The organism is Paenibacillus sp. 19GGS1-52, assembly GCF_022369515.1.
Taxonomy (GTDB): domain Bacteria; phylum Bacillota; class Bacilli; order Paenibacillales; family Paenibacillaceae; genus Paenibacillus_AQ.
Genome location: NZ_CP059724.1, coordinates 6251236 through 6272540, shown reverse-complemented (window position 1 = coordinate 6272540; position 21305 = coordinate 6251236). Strand labels below are relative to the sequence as shown.

The following is a 21305-nucleotide window of genomic DNA, read 5'->3' as shown; positions in this document are numbered from 1 at the left end:
ATAATAAACAGCCAGTGGAGCCCCGTGTTTTAATTTTTTGTTACATAGGGTTGAACTTTACATCACTGAATTGAACCTGCGTTTATGGCAGGCTTTTTATTAGTGGCCTAAAGCCTCTTCATAATATGCTTTTTCTTCAGACCGTTTTTTTTGGCGGTCTCATGACTGCCTTCTTTTCCTTGAACAGATGTGCGCAGTGTATCCATAAATTGCTCCGTTACATGCTCTCCCATGGCAGTAATCAACTCGTCTATATTTTTAAAATGGCTGTAGGGGGCGGTGTGGCTGATACTGCATTCTGCAGCGACCTTGCGCAAGGAAAAGCTTTTGATGCCATCTTTGTTAATAAGTTGAATGCCAGCTTCTATTAAGCTGATTTCGTAAATCGCCATGGGGATAAGGTTTTTCTTTCACTTCATATATACTAGTGGCACGTGATCAACGATTTTATAGTTCAGCTTTCAGCAAAGAACCCGAAGCATTGAAATCTCAATGGTTCGGGTTCTTATGCTGGAATGTCCAGACCAATCTATTTCATTTCAACAACAAAGGAGACAATGCCGGCCAGATCACCTTTGGAGAGCGATTCCGGCGGGTTGTAGACGGTAACTACATACGTCCCAGGGCCTTGGTCAGGCTTGAAACGGTAGGCGAAGCTGCCGTTATCAGCCACGGGAAATGAGACAGGGGGGCTCTCTGCGCCATTAACTTTATGGTAAGTTAAACGCAGTGCGGCGAAATCGGGGCTGCCCGGCAGAATAGTACCGCTGAGATCGACGTAGGAAGAGGCTTCGGCATAACCGGACGGCCAGACTTTGCCGCCATTTGATGTCAGCTTAAGATCCATCTTCAGTGAATCGTATTGCACATTGCCACTGTGGGTAAAGGGGATATCTGCCGGCGACAAATCTGCAGTAATAGGGATGGAATCAATCATTGTTTTCTTCGCATGATCACGATATACGAATGCGTTAGCTCCGGGAAGCAGCGGGATGGTAACCTCATAAATTGTATATTTTAAAGAATTATACCCTTGCGGGGGCTTGTTTCCTAGGTAGTTCCATGAGCCTGTCGAACCGAGTCTGCTGTTCTCATATACAAACGGGGGGCCTCCTTGACTGAGTACAGTAAGGGTCGCTTCCGCTTTGGTCGCTTGTTCCTGAACACGATAATTTGCGAACCAAGTGCTGTATTGTAGAAGCACTTTCTTGGTACTGCTGTTGTAGCTAAGCTTCAAACCGAACTGATCCCGTAGAAAGCTTAACGGAACCAGAACAGTGCCGCCTTTATTCTGAACAGAGATTGTGGCGACCTTCTTGGATTGGCTATAGACCGCCCCTGTCTTCAGATTAAGCTTCAATGGATTGACGTAGCCGTTCTCCGAGAAATGAATGGCGTTCTCGTCGGGAACATACTGCATATTCCCTTGTATAAACTGTACGATATTCTTGAGCGGCAGGTAAACGGAGCCTTTAATGATTGCAGGTGCGCTGCTCAGCGTGGTTGATTGGTTCATTTTGGAATGGAAGGCGGTGGTCCGACCTATGCCCATAAGCCACTCATTCTCCAGTGGAAGCAATATCACATCGGCGCTGTCCAGTAGATTAATAACAGGTCTGAAGCTGTACAACAGGGAGATAAAGTCAGCTAGGGAAGTTCTGCTCTCGAACGTATATCCTGTCTTGTTGTCATAAGTCCAATAGGCGGAGTAAACTCTGTCTGTACCAGAGCCTGTTACCTGTACCGTGCCTTTGGCATCGGTGAACGGAATGCTGAATTTGGTTGCACCAGCAAAAGCCTGGACTAGCTGCTGCTTGTCATTCTCTTTCCCAGCGGCCGCTGGGTCGGCATAGAAATTCCAGCCTCCCTTTTGCTGTAGGAGAATGGTGCCGGTTCCTTGTGTCGATGCTTTCCCGGCAGAGAGACTGAACAGAAGTGGGCCTGAATTAGGTGCTGTAGTGGAGGATGGCAAAGTGCTTCCCGCAGAAGGAAGTTGAGTGCTTTTATGAACATCAACTTGGTATCCATCTTCTAGCAAACTGCTTGTTATGGCGTAATAATTCCAATCGGAGTCCGGTAAGCGGGTTGGCAGATAAGCCTTCACTGGACTTTTGGCGTACAGCTGTTTGGCAAGCGGTTCCCAAATGCTCTGATAGCCAAACCCAGGATCAAGCACCAGACGTTCGTTCGCGCTGACTGGCAGCGTAGTATTCGTGTTGACAGGCTGGGTGGTTTCTGTTCCCGCGGCGTAAAGCGTGATGGGGGTAGTCAATATAAATGCTGCAACGGTCAGACTAATCCATCTGCTGACTTTGAATATATTTAACATTTCCGTTGTCCTCCTTAGGCTACTTATTTCAATGTAGACGTTTTATTTTCCAAAAAGTTGCAAATAAAGTAAGCATATACCTGATTCGGCGGAGTAATTCTGCAATGCGTTAATGAATGTCACAGCAGTCTGATATACTTACATATTATGATAGGTGTTACACACACGAAAGGGAGCGTTTTTTTGGAAACAAAACAACTAACTAGAGGACTTAAGGCGCGGCATATTGAACTGATCGCACTTGGAGGCACCATCGGTGTAGGCTTGTTCATGGGCTCGGCAAGTACAATCCAATGGGCTGGACCTTCTGTGCTGCTGGCGTATCTGCTGGCTGGGATTATTATGTTTTTTGTGATGAGAATCATGGGGGAAATGCTGGTTCTTGAACCGGTGACGGGCTCCTTTGCTACTTTTGCCCATAAGTATATTCATCCGTTGGCCGGTTTCCTGACCGCTTGGAGTTATTGGTTCCTATGGGTAACGGTAGGGATGGCGGAGGTTACGGCGATTGGAATTTATGTGGGCTATTGGTTCCCGAACATTCCGCAATGGCTGCCTGCGCTCGCGGGTGTAGGGATTATTGCAGCGGCGAATTTAGCGGCAGTGAAATTTTATGGGGAGTTTGAATTTTGGTTCGCCATGATCAAGGTTGTCGCCATTGGCGTTATGCTGGTTGTGGGAACAGGGATGATTTTCTTCGGTTTAGGGAATGGCGGGGTGCCGATTGGGCTCTCGAACCTTTATATGCATGGCGGTTTTTTCGCAGGTGGTTTGAAGGGATTTCTGTTTGCCCTCTGCATCGTGACGGCTGCCTATCAGGGCATAGAATTAGTTGGGATTACAGCCGGTGAAGCAGAGAATCCTAAAGTCACTTTGCAAAAAGCGATCAAAAATATTATCTGGCGCATATTAATTTTCTACGTGGGTGCTATCTTTATCATTGTCACCATTTATCCGTGGAATGAAGTGGGCGAGAACGGCAGTCCCTTCGTGATGACCTTTGCCAAGGTAGGCATTGTAGCTGCTGCAGGCATCATCAATTTTGTGGTGCTCACGGCAGCGATGTCGGGCTGCAACAGCGGGATTTACAGTGCGGGGAGAATGCTATATACCTTGGCCAAAAATGGACAAGCTCCTAAGTTCTTCGGGAAAGTATCGAAAAGTGGTGTCCCCCGAAATAGTATCATTACTACCATATCCTTGCTGTTATTGGGCGTCTTATTTAATTACATCGCGCCTGACTCCAAGCTGTTTCTGTATATTTACAGTGCCAGTATTCTTCCGGGGATGGTGCCGTGGTTGGCCTTGGCCTTCAGTCAATTTAGATTCAGGAAGGCACGGAAGGATGAGATGAAGGATCATCCCTTTAAGTCTTTATTCTTCCCTGTCAGCAACTACATTACGATCATTTTCTTGTCGCTGGTGTTGGTTGGAATGTGGTTCAACCCGGATACGCATACATCATTAATTGTTGGGGCTACTTTCCTCCTGATTGTCATTGTGGGTTATTATGTCTTCGGCATAGGGAAACGGCAGAAGGTTGAAGAGTAGAGGAAGAACAACAAGGTTGAACTATAGAGATCCCAACAAGCAAGATTCAGGTTAATTCCTGAGCTTGCTTGTTTTTTGTGTGGATAGTAGTTTAAAAAGTGTACACATACACCTTGGTCCGCAGAGTATCGTTACAAGTTACTGTGCGGACAGGCATCATGCCGGGAAGGGTAAAGCAGACGCTGATGACCACCGCACCAGGCAACAGTTCATGCTTGAACTTGTCCACCAACTGCTTCATCGCTCCAGGGAACAAATAACAGAGGACGATATCCGCATGACCGTATGAGCTGCTGTAAATATTCCCGCGTAGGTAACGAAGCCTTCCATGGAGCTTATCCCGACTGTTCGCTGCGTGCAGCCAACGTGTACCAAACAGGGCTAGCAGTTGGGAGGACCATAAGGGGATGCTGGAATTTTCAATACCTGTCAGCCTTTTTCCTGGACAATGGCGAATGACATCCAGACCCAGCGTTCCCCAGCCGGAGCCGGCTTCTACAACGTTTACGTATCCAGGAATCCGGTTCACCTCTTGTATAACCGCCTTCCGTACAGGTCTTGAGGTGGGCATCGGCGATATTCCATTCTTCCAGCTGACGGCTACAATGGACAGCATCGATAAGAAGAACACGCTGGAGATCAGCCACGGAATGATTGGGAATATGATCATATTTGTCGCTCCTTACGATGAATTAGCTACCTTGTCTATGACAGTCATAGTGGAGATAAGGTATAATTCAAAGATGATAAGTTAAATGAAGAAAGAGAGGCACGATGATGATAAGAGCAACGGATGACAATGAATATTATGAACTGCTGAGTCCTACTAGCCTTCCCAAGGCTTCGGGATTTCTATGGAATGAGAAGATGATGATTCATATGAACTGTCGCGGCTATGCTGTAGCTCAGTATATGCAGCCGGAACCTGCCAAATATTCGTATGCGCCAAATTTGGAAGCGAAGACGTTTATGCAACCGGAGCAGCCTTATTATGCGCATCATCCCGGCCGTTTTGTCTATGTGAAGGATGAAGAGAATGGGAAAGTGTTCTCTGTCCCTTATGAGCCGGTTCGCACATTACCTGATAAATATACCTTTGCTGTAGGCAAAAATAATATAGTCTGGAAGATCGAAAGCGATGGTATTGGTATAGAAATGACTCTGAGTCTACCTAAAGAGGATGCCATGGAACTATGGCGGGTTAAAGTCACAAATCTTTCGCAAACGAAACGGAACATCAGCATCTATCCCTATTTTACCATTGGTTATATGTCCTGGATGAATCAATCGGGTGAGTATAAGCAAGAGTTGCAGGGGATTGTAGCTTCTGCGATTACACCTTATCAGAAATATCAGGATTACGCTAAGATTAAGCTGTTGAAAGACAAGACTTTCCTATTAGCAGATCAAGAGCCTTCCGCCTGGGAAGTGAACCAAGAGGCTTTTGAAGGAGAAGGCGGTATTACCTCCCCATCATCGATCCAGAATGAAGTGTTGTCCAAAGGAGAATCCCGTTATGAATCGCCGGTTGCGGTTCTGCAATATCGATTGCATCTGGAGCCAGGTGAAGAGCAGGCCTATCGGTTTATATTTGGTCCAGCTAAAGACGAAGCAGAGATTGCGCAGATCCGCCAAAGCTTGTTCGTAGATCGAAATGCGAGTGGTGAGGATGGTTTTGTCCAAGCTGAACGGGAATATGCAGAATACATAAGGGAAGGCAGAGGGTGTATTGAGATCAAGACGCCGGATGCTGACTTGGACAATTTTGTGAACCATTGGTTGCCGCGGCAAATGTATTATCATGGTCAAACCAACCGTCTTACCACGGATCCCCAAACCCGGAACTACCTGCAAGACAATATGGGCATGAGCTATATTAAGCCACAGATAGCCAGAGCAGCATTCGTGACAGCGTTAAGCCAGCAAAATGCAAGCGGTGCCATGCCGGATGGTATTATTTTGCATGAAGCGGCGGAGTTGAAATATATTAATCAGGTTCCTCATACGGATCATTGTGTGTGGCTGCCTATTTGCCTAAGTACCTATTTGGATGAAACGAATGATTATACCATTCTGTATGAAAAGGTCCCTTTTGCGGATGGTGAGGAAGTGGCTTCCGTATTCGAACACATCAATCGGGCGATGGACTGGCTGATGGGTGCGAGAGATGAACGGGGTTTGAACTTTATCGATCAAGGCGACTGGTGTGACCCGATGAATATGGTTGGTTATAAAGGAAAAGGTGTTTCCGGCTGGCTGACGATGGCTTCGGCTTATGCATTTATCATATGGGCTGATATTTGCGAGAAAAGTGAACAACTGGAAACCAGCAACAGGTTCCGCTTGGCTGCGAATGAGACGAATGTGGTCATTAACAAATATTTATGGGATGGCGAATGGTACGCGCGTGGAATCACGGATGACAATATTGTCTTTGGCATTAGCACCGATAAGGAAGGTCGTATCTTCATAAATCCTCAGGGCTGGGCACTATTGTGTGGTGCTGCCGATCCAGTGAAGCAGAAGAAATTAATGCAGGCGGTTGAGGAGCAATTAGAGACACCTTATGGTGTTGAGAAACTGGCCCCAGCTTACACTGCAATGCGGGAGGATGTGGGCCGAGTTACACAGAAGTTCCCGGGAACGGCGGAAAATGGAGCTGTCTATAACCATGCTGCAGCCTTTTATATCTATGCATTGTACCAAGTGGGAGAGCAAGATGATGCGTATCGTCTGCTGCGAAAGATGCTTCCAGGACCAGACCCTGCGGATGTGATCAGACGAGGCCAGTTGCCTGTGTTTATACCCAATTATTATCGTGGTGCTTATAGACAGTATCCCAATACAGCTGGGCGCTCCAGTCATTTGTTCAATACAGGCACGGTTCCGTGGGTGTATCGCTGTCTGATCGATGGTTTATTTGGATTAAAAGGGAATGAAGCAGGCATCCAGATCCATCCACAGCTTCCTTCGGAATGGCAAGAGGTCACGGTCAAACGTACCTTTAGAGGTGCAGAACTGCATATCGACATCAAGCGCGAATCAGGCGTTGAAAAAACTGAAGTGTATGTCAATGGCAATCATATTGTGGATGGGATCATCAAGGATTTGACAGCAGGTGCAGAATATAGCGTACTGGTCAAAATCCCGTCCCTGAATGGTTAAGAAAGGAAACCAATCATAATGAACTTAATAAGCAGGAACCAAGTGGAGGCTGAACTTCAGGCCTACGTTGGCGAAGAAGTCTATATTCACAGCGAGGCGACTTCCTTTGTCTTTGTCCGCAATTACAAGGTTAAGGTTACGGAAGCCTTTATTGCCGGGGAAGATTCATTTCGGGTAGCTCTGCGGTTCGATGAGTTGGGCTGGCTGCGGATGGAAGCACTCACGCACTATGAACGGGATGGACAGGGTCGTCTGCTATTAGCCGGGTATGACGATAAGGGGCGAATGAACGTCGCTCTGCATTTGGGAAAGGAGCCGTTTCCGGAATGAACAAGACCCATAAAGCAACAACTCGGAAGCTGCTGGCCGTGTTTGCTCATCCTGATGATGAAACTTTTATCTGCGGAGGCACACTCGCGAAATACGCTAGTGAGGGAGTCGACATTACGCTAGTGAGCGCTACACGAGGCGAAATGGGGCGTCGTATGGGCAATCCGGCTTACATCAACCGTGAAACGATGCCAGCCATTCGTGAACTGGAATTGCGCCGTGCCTGTGATAGCTTGGGCATCCAGCAGCTTATTTTTTTTGATATCCGCGACAAAACAGTGGAGTTTACCGACGAAGTCCAATTAACCAACAGGATTGCAGAGCTTATCAACGAAGTGAATCCAGACGTTATCCTTACTTTTCATGAGAAGCTTGGCGGACATCCGGATCATTGCGCGATCGGCAAAGCGGCGACTGCCGCAGCGGAGATCACCGGGCGTAAAGAGTCTTTATATTTCATCAGTTATGGCGATACGATGGAGCACCCGGAAGGATTCGGCTATACTCGACAGGATGTCGTCAAAATCGACGTATTTGCCCATTTGGAGGCCAAGCTGGCTGCCTTTCGCGACCACCGTTGCCAGACGGAAATTGATGAGTGGGTATGGCAGGACGATCAGGAAGCATTGGCGAAATTCGGGAGATATGAGTATTTTTTAAAAGGCAGTAGAGCGACTATGACGCAGCAGCAGGATGATTTGTTTGTAGCGACCTGCGTCGAGCAATACTAGGGAAGTTATCAGAGCTGCATGGAGCAAGAGCCTGAGGAGGACGTAAAAATCCTTCACTTAGGCTCTTTCTTTTTTTGAAAATGCAGTTATACTTGTTTGAAAGTCTTGATGTAGAAGGAAAAGGAGCGAATTAATGAGAAGTCTGCGTCTAAAAATGATGTTATTTTTCACTATTTTACTATTGGTAACAAGTTCATTATTGGGATTGATTTTCTTAAATTCATCTGAGAATCTGGTGCAGAAGTCTATAGGCTTGCAAGCGCAACAAATTGGTGAAAATGCACTGAAAGAAATAGATATGGCCAAGTACATAACGATTAATCCAGAGTCGGGCGAAAATAATTATTATAAAGAGCTTAGAGAGAAGCTTAGCAATATCCGTGAAGTGAACGGCTTAAAATACTTATATACAATGGCCAAAGCGGAAAACAACGGAAAAACTCAATATACATACATAGTAGATGGAATGCCGCTGGATTCTGCCGCTGCTGATTTTTCCCCATTGGGACAAAACGAACCTGAGCCTTCAGAGCTGTTGGTCAAAGCCTTTGATAACCAACAAACACAGATCGGCGATCTTTACCAAGATGCGACGTATGGTGAACTCCTCTCCGCTTATTTACCTATTAAAGATTCAGCTGGAAATATGATTGGCATTCTTGGTGCAGACTTTGATGCGTCCAGTATTTATGAACTCATGCAGCACAATCGGAGTCGGACTGTCTGGATTATTGTACTGTTCATCCTAGGTACCTCTGCCCTAACGTATTTATTCTCACGATATATCACTCAGCCTATTAAAGAATTAACCGAAAATATGCAAAAAGTAAGGGACGGTGATCTCACCGTGCAATTGGAAGTGAAGCAAAAGGATGAGGTTGGACGATTATCCGTCTCTTTTGGCCAAATGGTTAGCGAATTAAATATCATGATCGGGGTGATCCGTCATACTTCGAAAGATATTTATACAGCCTCCAAGCAAATCGGTTTATCCACGGAGTCGGTGAGCGCGGCCAGCATCCAGATTTCAGAACAAATGAAGGAAACAGCCTCCCAAGCTGAAGTGCAGGTAGCTAGAGGAAATGAAGTGGAACGTTCCATGCAGGAGGTAAGTGATGGAATTCAGAAAATAGCCTATTCAACAGCAATAGTGGCCGATTCTACTCAGATCACTGCGGTCGCTGCCGAAGAAGGTGAAGCCTATATAACGCATATTATCCAACAGATGCAAGAGATCACCTCATACTCCAATCAGACCTCTGGAAAACTGCAGGCATTATCCGTTAGTACGGATGAAGTGCGAGAGATGGTTAGTGTTATCCGGAATATTGCCGAACAGACGAATTTACTTGCCCTAAATGCAGCCATTGAAGCCGCTCGGGCTGGTGAATATGGAAGAGGGTTCTCAGTAGTAGCGGATCAAATCCGCAAATTGTCTGTGGAGTCTCAAGTTTCGGTAAATACTATTTCTACAGTATCAGATGAGATAGAACAAGAAATGGGCTCGGTTATTCAAGCGATGGAGCAGGAACGTAAGGAAATTGAACATGGCGTATCGATTGTCCGTGACACAAGAGAATCTTTCCTGCGGATAATAAATGAAGTGAAAAAAGTGAGCGAACAGGCGCAGGAGGTTTCAGCCGTATCGCAGGAAGTGGCAGCAGGTTCGGAGCAGGTTGAGGCTTCGGTAGCGGAGTCGGCACTCATTTCTATACAGACTACAGAACGAGTGCAGGTTGTATCTATGGCGGCTGAGGATCAGGTTCAAGATATGAAAGGCATTTCGACATTTGTGGAATTGTTGGAGAAAATGTCGGGTGAACTAAATCTTTTGGTGGAACGATTTAAAGTTTAAGGGAATATTCAACAAAAAAGAGCATGAGAAAATCAGGAGCTTAAGTAGCTTCCGGTTCTTATTGCTCTTTTTTTACGTTGTGGAAGGATAAAAATACAAAAATATCTTCATTTTATTGAATATTTATTCATCCATTAATAGGGAATAAACGTCGAATTTATACACTGAGCTAACAATTGGACTAGGCTCTATTTTTGTGGGCAGCTTTTCATTCGGGAATTTTGATTCAGCGATTTTATTGTTGGCAGGACTGCTTTTTATTGAATATTCCAGAGCTACTACAAGGCAACAGCCTCCCCCTAAAATTATACATTTTATTACATATATAATCAGTAACGAGATTTGAAGGTGCCGTTAACTAAATGAAATCTACAGCGAAGACGAGAATTCCCCTCGCGAATTAACATAGAATTGATTTGAATTTACAATGCATGAATTGAATGAATCTAGTTTAGACCCTATATTGTTCTAATGAAATCAATACATTCATTAGGAGGAATAAAGAAGTGAAAAGGAGTAACGCACTGACAACCCGTGTGCTTGCAACCGTCGTGCTTTTGACTTCGTTGTTTTCTGCAGGTTATGTTCCGGTCCAGCCGGCTAATGCAGAGACTGTGTATACGAACGTCTTTGCTGCGGCTGGAGTAACTGCAACCGCGAATGGTTACGTGTCTGAAGCATATGCCCCATCTCGAGCCATTGACGGAAATATAGCAAGCGGTAAATGGGGTTACGAAGGGAATTCAAATTTACCTACTGAAGAGAACCCCTATTGGTTGAAGATTGATACAGGTGCTGAAGCTACGGTACACCAGTTTGTACTAGCTCATGCGGGTGCGGCGGGAGAACCGGACAGTAACAACACCCGGGATTTCACCATAGAAACCAGCGATGATGATGTGTCATGGACACCTGTAGTTACGGTTACCAATAATACTTATGGCACAACAACTCATGATCTGGAAGCACCGGTTACAGCAAGATATTTCAAACTCAATATCACGAATCCAGGAGCTGTGGATGTTTCGACTGGTTTGTATGCTGCCAATATCTACGAATTTCAGGCTTATGGATACTCAGAGCCTGAGAATACAGATCTAGCGGTGCAAGGACAGGGCTTGCTTGGTGAATATTACACTGGGAATAGTGATTTTGGATTTGGTGACTATAAAGCGACGACGATAGACCCACAAATTAATTTTACTAATCTGGACCCGGTGCTGCAGAGCTGGACGGGTTCACAAGATCATGCTAATGCCCGTTGGACCGGACAGATTATGCCGCCACAGACAGATGCATATACCTTTCACATCATTGGTGACAACGGGTTTCGTCTGTGGATTGATGATAAGCTCGTCATTGACCACTGGGTGAATGATTGGGATAAGGAGTTGGCGAGTAACTCCATCTCACTGGAGGGTGGGAAGAAATACAACTTCAAAATTGAATATTTTGAAGATATGGGGGGTTCCAATCTATATCTGCGCTGGTCTACGCCAAGTATGACTAAAGAAATCGTGCCAAGCGCAGCTTTCTACTTGCCCAAGGAGTATACAGGACCCGTTGCAGGCAGTGTTCTGCAAAAAGGAACGAGCATAATGCTGGCCATGGCTTCTGCATTGAAGGAATTGCCAGCCACTTTGTCGGATCACCTGACCGTTACAGCAGATAATCAGCCCATTCAGGTTCTGAGTGTGGAGCTGGGTGTAGATCCATCTGTTCTTATAATGAATTTGGCAACTCCGATCACATCGAGTCAAAATGTGCATGTCTCGTATGATGGACAAGCCGGACTGCAATTTGCCAATGAGAAAGCTATAGACAGCTTCAGACTTAATCCGGTTAATGATGTAGCGGATTATTCGCCGATCGCCATTGCGATGTCATTCAATGGAAGTGCGAAAACGAATCGTTCATTTGCCTGGTATACAGCCTATGAGAAGCCGGAAAGTGCACCAACCAATATCATAGAAAGCATTGTAGAGGTTGTGCCAGCAGATCAGGAATTCGGTTCCTCAGGAACGATCCGTTTCACAGGAAAGCCGGAAGAAACCAAGGTATTAAATCTCAACATCACGAGTTCAACCAAGGGATCATTTATCAGCCATAAGGTATTGGTGGATGGATTGACCCCGGGTACCGCTTATAAATACCGAGTGGGCAACGAGGGGAACTGGAGTAAGGCTGGTAGCTTTACGACGGAAGCAGAGAATGAGAAGAATTATGAATTCCTCTATATGACAGATTCACAAGGTTCCAACACACAGGACTATGTAGTCTGGGCCAATACCCTTAAGCAAGGGCTGGAGCATTACCCGGATTCCAAGTTTCTAGTGATGACAGGTGATCAGGTGGATGCCGGTTCGCTTGAATCGCAATGGCTTGATTACTTCGGGAAACCGCAAGATTTGCTGATGAAGCTGCCATTGATGGCGGCCGTAGGCAATCACGAAGGACCTTACAACGATAACTATTACTACCATTTCAATTATCCAAATGATTCCATCAAGAATCCGTTACCACCGGGCAGCGTATATTCGTATGACTACGGCGATGCCCATATTATGGTGCTGAATACCATGGATATTGGCTGGGATGATCGTCAGAAGGAGTCGTTTAGACAACAAATTGAATGGTTGAAGAAGGAAGTAGCTCAAACGGATAAGAAGTGGAAGGTTGTCGCTTTCCATAAAGCGATCTATTCACTCGGCAATCATGCGCTGGACAGCGACATTCTGGCGATGAGACAAACCCTTTACCCTGTTTTTGATGAACTGGGGATCGATGTAGTGCTGCAGGGGCATGACCATACCTTTATGAGGTCTTATCAGATGTATGACAACAAGCCAGTGGCGGATGTAAAGACAGATGAGAAGGGCAATGCGCTCAATCCTGACGGTACGCTCTATATGATTAACAATTCAGCAGGTACCAAGTACTACGATCTCAAAGACGGAGTAGACAGATATTATGCGGCGGTATATGAGCAACCGAAAGTTCCGATCTACTCGGGCGTTCGGATGACGGAAAACAGCTTCACCATTGATTCATATAAATCGGGTCAGGCTACGCCGTTTGATACCTATACGATTGTCAGAAATGATGATAAGCCGCAGCCTGTTGAGCAGTTGGTAGCGAACAAGGCCAATGATGGCAAGACCGTTCTATCCTGGAACAAACCGCAGGACCTTAATGCAGAGGACGGAGTTAGAGGGTTTAGAATTTATGAAGTCAACGGGAAAATGGGTATGAACTGGAGCGTATATGTTCCGGCAGCAGAGGGCCAAGAGAAATACAACTATACGGTCGAGACTACTGTGGCTGAGAACTACGAGTTTGCCGTCAAAGCCGTTGATAAGCGGGACAATTCGACTGCCAGCATCGTAGGAACGGTACCGATGGCACCGACTGGACCCGTAGTGGACGATGGACATAACACGTTCGGTTGGACGAATGTCCCTGGATATTCCAAGCTATCCGATTACGAGTACAGTGTAGACGGTGGAGTGGAATGGCTGCCTGCAACTAAGAATCCACAGCTGCTAGAAGATAAGGACTATCCAGTGGGCGCGGTAAGGGTACGCGTTATAGCAGATGAAGCTTCTGGAATTGCCGCCGGTTCACCGCTGGTTTCGGATAAGCCGTTCACCGTGAACAATATTCACACCACCTATTCAATTACAGGCCAAATAAAGAGAACTGATCAAATACAAGTAGACGTTACGGCCGAGCAGTTGGCCGAATATAGTGGTGCCGCTTATGTGGTGTTTGAACTGTTAAAGGGAGATACGCCTATTCTCATGAATGCAGTTCCGCTTAAGCAAAGCAAGATCACAATCTCTCAATATTTCAATGAAACAGGAACGGAATATAAAGTGAAAGTGTTTGTACTTGATCAATTTAATAATGATCTAAACACACCGCTCCAACTGGCGAAATCTATTCTGCTGCAATAGCGGAAAGAAAGAGAGGACTGAATACGGTGAAAAAATATGTAGCAGCCATTCTGGCGTTGTTGTTCATGCTCTCACCAGTTTCCGGCTACGCAGCAGCTTCCTTCACGCTCAATTTGAGTGCGAAGGAAGTCGTTCGCGGCGATGCAATGCAGATTTCCGGGACGGTTGCGAGCGATGCCAACGATGTTGTAATTAAGATTGTAAGGCCCAATAAGACACTTCTTTATATTGATGCCATAACACCTTCAAATAATAGCTATGCTACTAGTGTAGCTATTCCGACAAATGAGGACTTTGCTCCGTTTGGGGTGTATGAGGTAGTTGTTGGCAGCGGCAACTCAACGCAAACCAAACAGTTCTCGGTAGTAAACCCTAATGGAGAGGTACCGGTAGATCCGCCGGCAACACCGACTCCAACACCAACGTCAACTCCGCCGGCAACGGGTTCGAATGACGGAAGCGTAACTGTTCCTGCGAGCGCAGCAATTCCTTCCGATGCCGGTAAAGCTGTCGACACTATCCTTCAGCCAGAACTAGCCAAAGATGGACGTTATCTCATCGGCAGCGAAACAATGGCTAAAGCCATACTGCAGGCAAGCATTTCAGTAACCATCGAGCTGCCAGTAGCTGCCAGCAACTCTGGTAGTGTACTGGAATTCCCAACGAAATCATTAGTAGAGCTTAAGGATAAGAATTTAGATTTAATCATCGCATCCGGAGATCGTACGGTTCGTTTCCCGGCAGGCTCCATCTCTGCAACGGACGAACTGCAATCACGGATTCGCCTTGTTCTGAACACAGCCTGGACGGATGAAGCGAAAAGTGTTGTTCAACAATCACTTCAGTCGAACTCTGATTATTCTTCAACTGGAGTGATCCTCTCTGTTGTTATCCAAGTTATCTCTGGTAACAAGACCCTCGATATTCATAATTTGGTCAAGCCCGCAATAGTTACTATGAAATTGACGGAAGAACAGGGTAAATTACTCTCTACTGATCTTGCTGGTGTCTATTATGCGGATGGTAATAAAGTTGAGTATGTAGGAGGCACCCTTAACAGTGGTACTTTTACTTTCACAGCGGAGCACTTTTCCTATTATACGATTCTTGAATTTAATAAGACCTTTATAGATTTAGCGGGACATTGGGCAGAAAAGTCTGTGAAGTCTCTGGCGGCCAAACATATCGCGAACGGTGTGGATGAGCAGCATTATGAGCCGAATCGGAGTATAACCCGTGCCGAATTCACCACCATGCTTATGCGGACCATCGGCTGGACGGGGAAGGTTTCGACTGAAGCCGCAGTAAATCCATTCTCGGATGTGGCGGCTAATCAGTACTATACCGAACAGGTAGCTGCAGCCGCATCACTAGGTATTGTTTCTGGGTACGGCGGCACATTCAGACCGAATGATAAGATTACACGTGAAGAAGCAGTGGTCGCGCTTGTTCGTGCAGTACAATACTTTACTCTTACAGAGTCAGGGAAAGGCGAGCCTTCATTTACTGATGTGAAAGAGATTGCTGCCTGGGCCGCAGCATCTGTAAATAAAGCCTGGTCGCAGGGATTGATTCAGGGAGACGGTACTCATTTTAATCCGCAGAAATTGCTTACCCGGGCTGAAGTTGCGGTCATGATCAATCGGCTGTTGCCGAACGGTTCTTTATAAAACATAAGAAGGAGGACCCAATCGTAATGAGGAAACAGCTTATTTCAATAGTGATGACAGTAATCTTCCTATATAGCAGCATGTTGAATCCGTTAGCCTTGGATACCGTTTCGGCGGCTTCTGACTCCTCTATACAGGATGTGGCAACTCGAAATGTGGCTCTGAATGCGAAGGTGACAGCTTCGGGGCAGACGAACAATAATGAAGCTGCGAGCTTCGCTGTCGATGGCAAGAACGATACGAAGTGGAGCGACAATACCAGTGTTAAAAAGAAATGGTTAGTGCTGGATTTGGGCCAAGTTTTTAATATTAACGAATGGGTTATGAAGAATGCTGCAATCGGTGAATCGGGCAATAGCCCATTCTGGAATACCAAGGATTTCCGTCTGCAGAAGAGTGTGGATGGTGAAACCTGGGTAGATGTCGATGTGGTAACAAATAATGTGCAGACGATCGTTGATCGGCATGTGCCAGTGTTCTCTGCCCAGTACATCAGGTTATATATCGATAAGGCAGCATACGACAATAATACGGCTCGCTTGTATGAACTGGAAGTGTACGGGGTGGAATCTACGCAGACCCCTGCATATCCAGCAACTAATCTGCAGCCTGTGGATTATGTAGACCCATTCATTAACACGCTAGGCGACAACGGTCAGACGAATCCGGGGCCAACAACTCCGTTCGGCTTGGTAGCGCTTGGTCCGGATAGTGATGGGGGAGCCTTTAGTGGATACTACTATCAAGACAAATATTTAAAAGGATTCTCGCATCTGCGGTTTAGCGGCGTAGGCTGTAGCGGTGCAGGCGGCAACATCCTGATGATGCCGGAAACCCGCTCTTTTACGAAGAACAGCAATGAGTATAAGCAGAAGTACGACAAAAGCACCGAACAAGCCTCTCCAGGTTATTATGGCGTGAAGCTCGCATCCGGCATTGGGGTTGAACTTACCTCATCAGCCAATATTGGCTTCCATCGCTACACGTTCCCAGAGGTGGATACTGGATCTGTGCTGATTGATCTGTCCAACTCTTACGCGGGAATGGTAGATGCCAACCTGAAAGTGGAGAGCAATAATGAAATTACAGGCATGATCCAATCGAAAAATGTGTGCGGAAATGGCTACTACACAATGTATTACTCCATTCAATTCGATCATGACTTTGACTCTTATTCCTCTTGGCAGGGTGATGCGGTAGGAACGGTAGCTAGCCGTACTGGCTCGAACAGCGGAGTGTGGGTAAACTTCAATACGAAAGACAATAAAGTGATTCAAGCCAAAGTCGGTCTCTCGACGATTAGTGTGGATCAGGCCAAAATCGAACGTAATAACGATATTAAAGATTGGGATTTCGACGCGCAGCATAATAAGTCGAGAGACACTTGGAGTCAGTTGCTAAACAAGGTTGAGATTACGGATGCGGATGAAGAGAACAAGACTGTTTTTTATACACAGCTGTATCATTCTTTCCTTCACCCGAATAATGTGACCAGCTCCAATGGTACGTTTAAGGCCGGAAGAGATGAGACTACGATTCGCCAAGCTTCAGAACTAGGTGATGATTTTGAGTATTACAATGGCTGGACAACCTGGGATGATTTCCGTAAATATTCCTTGTTCTCACTGCTGGAGCCGCAGAAATATGAGAATATGGTGAAGTCATTGGTAGACTTGTACGATACCAGAGGTTCGTATACGCAGTGGGGGGCAGGTTACTGGCCGAGTCCGACTGTGAGAAATGAGTTCAATGGTGCAGTAATTCTTGATGCTTATGCGAAAGGGTTTACCGACTTTGATGTGTATGCAGCACTTAAGGGAATGGCTGTAGATGCAGACAATTTCTCGATCAGTGAGACAGATATTTCTGGTAAGCTGGAAAAAGCAGATAGTGCTTATTTTCCAATGAAGCTTGCCGAAATGATCGGGGATAAAGAAACGTATGAGAAATATAAGGATCTTACCTTGTCCTATAAAGATCTATGGAATCCAGATCAAGTGGACGAGAACGGAGACAAACGAGGTTTCTTCACGCCCAATGCAACTACAGTAGCCAAGGGAGATGTTACAGCGGTCGACAAGTATGCCTATCAGGGGAACCTGTGGACATATCGCTGGTCAGTGCCTCAGGATGTTTACGGACTGGCTGAATTAATGGGCGGTAAGAGAGAAATGGCGAAAGAGTTGCAGCATTTCTTCGCTATTGACGAATATATGGCGATCAATGAACCGGATTTGAATGCCCCTTATCTATTCGATTATCTGGGCTTTCCTTATTTGACCCAGTATTATGCACGGGAATACACGACTGAAGTCGTAACGCAGAAATACCATAACCATGGGCCTTATGCCTATCCGATGGAATCCCGCGTATACCGTGATGATCCGGAAGGATATCTGCAATCCATGGATGACGACGCAGGCGGAATGTCCTCCTGGTTTGTGTATAGTGCCATGGGCTTGTTCCCTGGGAACCCGGGAAGTCCCTATTACGTGATCGGGTCCCCTATTTTCTCGGAGATGAAGCTGCATTTGGACAACGGCAAGACCTTTACGATCAAGGCCGATCATGTGTCCAGTGACAATCGTTTTATTCAATCTGCGCAGCTGAATGGCAAGGACTTCAATCAAGCCTGGATCAATTACGATGATATTATGGCAGGCGGTACTTTGGAATTTGATATGGATGCAGTGCCAAATACCAGTTGGGGTGCAACCCCAAGCGCGGCACCGCCAACAAAGGATTACACAGCAGAGATCGATAACAAGCTGGTCCATCAAGAACTGATTGCCGAACAATCGAACTGGAAATATCTAGACAAAGGCCTGTCTGCAGGCAATGGCTGGACAACAGCGGAATATAATGACAGCACTTGGGCTTCCGGGCCTGCCATGCTGGGTTATGACAATCTGGGCAAGGTGAAGACAAAGGTCAGCTATGGACCAGATGGAAATAAAAAGTACCCAACCACCTATTTCAGAAAAACGTTTGAGGTAGACGATGTGGAGGGTATTCTCGAACTGGATGCCAATCTGATTCGTGATGATGGAGCCGTAGTGTACTTGAACGGTCATGAGATTATCCGCAGCAACATGGCATCTGGTGAAGTGAAATATGAGACTCTTGCGAGTGCAACCGTTAATGATGAGCGGGATCGGAATGGATATATAATTGATCCGGCCTATCTGGTCAAAGGGACTAACGTCTTGTCTGCAGAGGTTCATCAGGCGAATGCAACCAGCTCGGATATCGCTTTCGAATTCAGCCTCGAAGCAGTGAAGAAGATGTCCACTCCGGGTGCCCCAACTGAGCCTATAGTGGATGATAAAGCCAATACCTTCGGATGGACGCCTGTGCAGGGCTTCGATCAAGCAGCCGACTATGAATACAGCACAGATGGAGGTCTGAACTGGAAGCCAGCCACCGTGATTCCGCAGACCGTGGGTCCGCTGAATTACGAGGCAGGCAAAGTACAGGTGAGAGTCAAGGCCAATAAGACCTTGAACACTTTGGCTGGGCAAGTGCTAGTGTCGAATGCTGCCTATACTTCGGACATACAGTGGGATGTTTATGATCTCAAGGCAGGCGAGGTTAACCGAAGCGAGAATATGGTAGTCAATGTTGCAGGCACATTAAAAGGGGCGTATGGGGATTCAGCTGTTGCGGTCTTCCAATTTATGGATGGGAATAAACGTGCAGTGATGTCTACGGCTGTACCTGTCACTACTGGCAGCTTCCAGCTTGCACAGCTATACAATGTGAATGCCAGCAAATATCAGGTGAATATCTACTTGGTGGATGCATACAACGGCAATATATATGATTCACTCTGGCTGGCGGAACCGATTGAATTGCAGCCGGAACCCGTGCTTGATCCAACGCCGAAGCCACCGGTTGAAGAACCACAGCCAGATCCGGAACAACTGCCTGAGCCGCTGCCGTTGCCGGTAGATAAACCGGATGCACCCGGTGATGATCAGCCTGTAGATGACGGCCTGACGCTGCAGTTTGAGAACCGAAGCGAGTGGTCATTGGCTAACAACACTTTTAATAACAATCCGTTAGGCAGCGAACCAAATAACGGAGGAACGGTTGTCAAGAACACGTTTGATGGCGCATGGCTTGCCTTTGATAATTATGATTTCGGCACTACAGGTGCAAACCGTATTACGGTTGAATATGATGCGCCTACGAATAAAGTGCCGGCAGGCAGCACACTCGAAATCAGATTGGGAAGTCTCACTGGTGAACTTGTGGGTACGGTCAACCTGTCGAATACGGGCGGCACTTGGGGGACGTATATCACCACAGAAGCCCAATTGAATAGAACAGTAACCGGTAACCAAAAACTGTATGTGGTCATGAAGGGCAGCACGACGAGTGCGCTTCCTTACATTGGCAACTTCGATCGTCTTACATTCGGATACCAAAAGATTAGAAACGACTTTGCAGCCTTGGAATTGGAAACCTACGATGAGTGGTCAACCGATCTAAATACGGACAACGGCAATACTCCGCTGAAAACGGAAGGCGGAAAGAGTGGAAAACAGGTTGCGAATACATTTAACGGAGCTTGGCTTGCTTACAAAGGGATGGACTTCGGCAGCGTGGGTGTTAATCAATTGTCCATCGAATATGCAAGCAATAGCGGAAACTGTGCAGTCGATTCGGCAGTTGAAGTTCGACTCGGCGGCGTAAACGGTAAGTTAGTCGGCAAGATTGCTACACCACCGACAGCCAGTGGATGGGGTACCTACAAAACGGCCATCGGTGACTTGACTGAGACACTTACCGGTGTTCAAGACGTGTATCTCGTATTAACTGGCACGACCAGCTCAACTTTTAAATACATCGGCAACTTCGATAACGCCAGCTTCTCATTACGAGCAGAGGTGCCGGACCCTGATGTGACCGTAGAGCTTGAGAACAAGACTGAATGGACAGCGGCTGTTAACACGTTTAATAGCAAACCTTTAGGCACCGAAGCAAATAACGGGGGAACGGTGGTCAAGAACACTTTTACTGGAATGTGGATTACTTACAATGATGTTGATTTCGGAACTCAAGGTAAAAATCATGTTGAGTTTGTCTACGACGCGCCTTCCCAAAAAGCACCTGCAAACGTCGTAGCAGAAATCAGGTTGAACAATAAAGATGGTGATATCATCGGTACGGTTAACCTGCCGAATACGGGTAGCGGCTGGGGAACCTACAAAACAGCCGCCGCAGCCCTTGGTCAATTGTTGACCGGTAAACAAACTATTTGTGTCGTATTTACGGGTTCGACTACATCAAGCCTAATGTATGTAGGTAACTTGGATAAGATGAAATTTTCCAAGGTGAACTAAGCACTTTAAAGCTATGAGCACTAGAAAAAAGTCAGTCTTCGAGTTATAGGAGACTGACTTTTTTTGTGTGCCCATCAACCGTATTCGAGCGCTTCTTTTAGCCAACCTCCAGTTATCGCTCACTTGTTCCCCACTCCCTTTCAAATGAAACTCTCACGAATCATAATGTCAGATATAGTTACATAAAATAAAAAATTAATTAAATAAATAGAATAGGTTTAGTACCAATACCAATATATTATGATAATATTAAGATATGTCAATAATAAATGTTAAGTTTCATGACAATCGGACTCAAATTTGGTATAGGTTTGGAACAATTCCTCGTTGACACTGGTTAGTTCGGGGTGCTATATTACTTTCAATTCAA

At 46.1% G+C, this 21305-nt stretch carries 11 protein-coding genes; 8 read left to right on the top strand and 3 right to left on the bottom strand.

Going from position 1 to position 21305, the window contains the following annotated elements; genetic code table 11:
- Positions 1-107 precede the first annotated feature (107 nt).
- Positions 108-392: a TetR/AcrR family transcriptional regulator gene (locus H1230_RS28825; RefSeq protein ID WP_239713203.1), complete on the bottom strand. Its 285-nt coding sequence runs from the start codon at positions 390-392 to the stop codon at positions 108-110.
- A 137-nt stretch (positions 393-529) separates the two neighbouring features.
- On the bottom strand, positions 530-2329 hold the full coding sequence (locus tag H1230_RS28820) for a stalk domain-containing protein (RefSeq protein ID WP_239713202.1): 1800 nt from the start codon (positions 2327-2329) through the stop codon (positions 530-532).
- 183 nt (positions 2330-2512) lie between these two features.
- Between H1230_RS28820 and H1230_RS28815 the strand changes: the two genes are divergently transcribed.
- Complete coding sequence (locus H1230_RS28815; protein ID WP_239713201.1) at positions 2513-3880, top strand: amino acid permease; 1368 nt, start codon at positions 2513-2515, stop codon at positions 3878-3880.
- Between the two features lie 91 nt (positions 3881-3971).
- On the opposite strand, the gene H1230_RS28810 is transcribed toward H1230_RS28815, so the two are convergent.
- A complete protein-coding gene (locus H1230_RS28810; RefSeq protein WP_239713200.1) occupies positions 3972-4550 on the bottom strand; it encodes a class I SAM-dependent methyltransferase in 579 nt (192 codons plus the stop codon).
- A gap of 107 nt (positions 4551-4657) precedes the next feature.
- On the opposite strand from H1230_RS28810, the gene H1230_RS28805 reads away from it, so the two are divergent.
- From H1230_RS28805 to H1230_RS28775, 7 genes are all read left to right on the top strand, one after another.
- Positions 4658-7045: a GH36-type glycosyl hydrolase domain-containing protein gene (locus H1230_RS28805; protein ID WP_239717623.1), complete on the top strand. Its 2388-nt coding sequence runs from the start codon at positions 4658-4660 to the stop codon at positions 7043-7045.
- 18 nt (positions 7046-7063) lie between these two features.
- On the top strand, positions 7064-7375 hold the full coding sequence (locus tag H1230_RS28800; RefSeq protein ID WP_239713199.1) for a DUF1806 family protein: 312 nt from the start codon (positions 7064-7066) through the stop codon (positions 7373-7375).
- Complete coding sequence (locus tag H1230_RS28795) at positions 7372-8106, top strand: PIG-L family deacetylase (RefSeq protein ID WP_239713198.1); 735 nt, start codon at positions 7372-7374, stop codon at positions 8104-8106. Before H1230_RS28800 ends, H1230_RS28795 begins: the two co-directional genes overlap by 4 nt.
- 133 nt (positions 8107-8239) lie before the next feature.
- Positions 8240-9961, top strand: coding sequence for a methyl-accepting chemotaxis protein (locus tag H1230_RS28790; protein ID WP_239713197.1), 1722 nt, complete (start codon positions 8240-8242; stop codon positions 9959-9961).
- Between the two features lie 506 nt (positions 9962-10467).
- A complete protein-coding gene (locus H1230_RS28785) occupies positions 10468-13917 on the top strand; it encodes a PA14 domain-containing protein (protein ID WP_239713196.1) in 3450 nt (1149 codons plus the stop codon).
- A gap of 26 nt (positions 13918-13943) precedes the next feature.
- A complete protein-coding gene (locus H1230_RS28780) occupies positions 13944-15587 on the top strand; it encodes an S-layer homology domain-containing protein (RefSeq protein ID WP_239713195.1) in 1644 nt (547 codons plus the stop codon).
- A 26-nt stretch (positions 15588-15613) separates the two neighbouring features.
- Entirely contained in the window at positions 15614-20935 is a 5322-nt protein-coding gene (locus H1230_RS28775) for a GH92 family glycosyl hydrolase (RefSeq protein ID WP_239713194.1), read from the top strand.
- Positions 20936-21305: the final 370 nt, after the last annotated feature.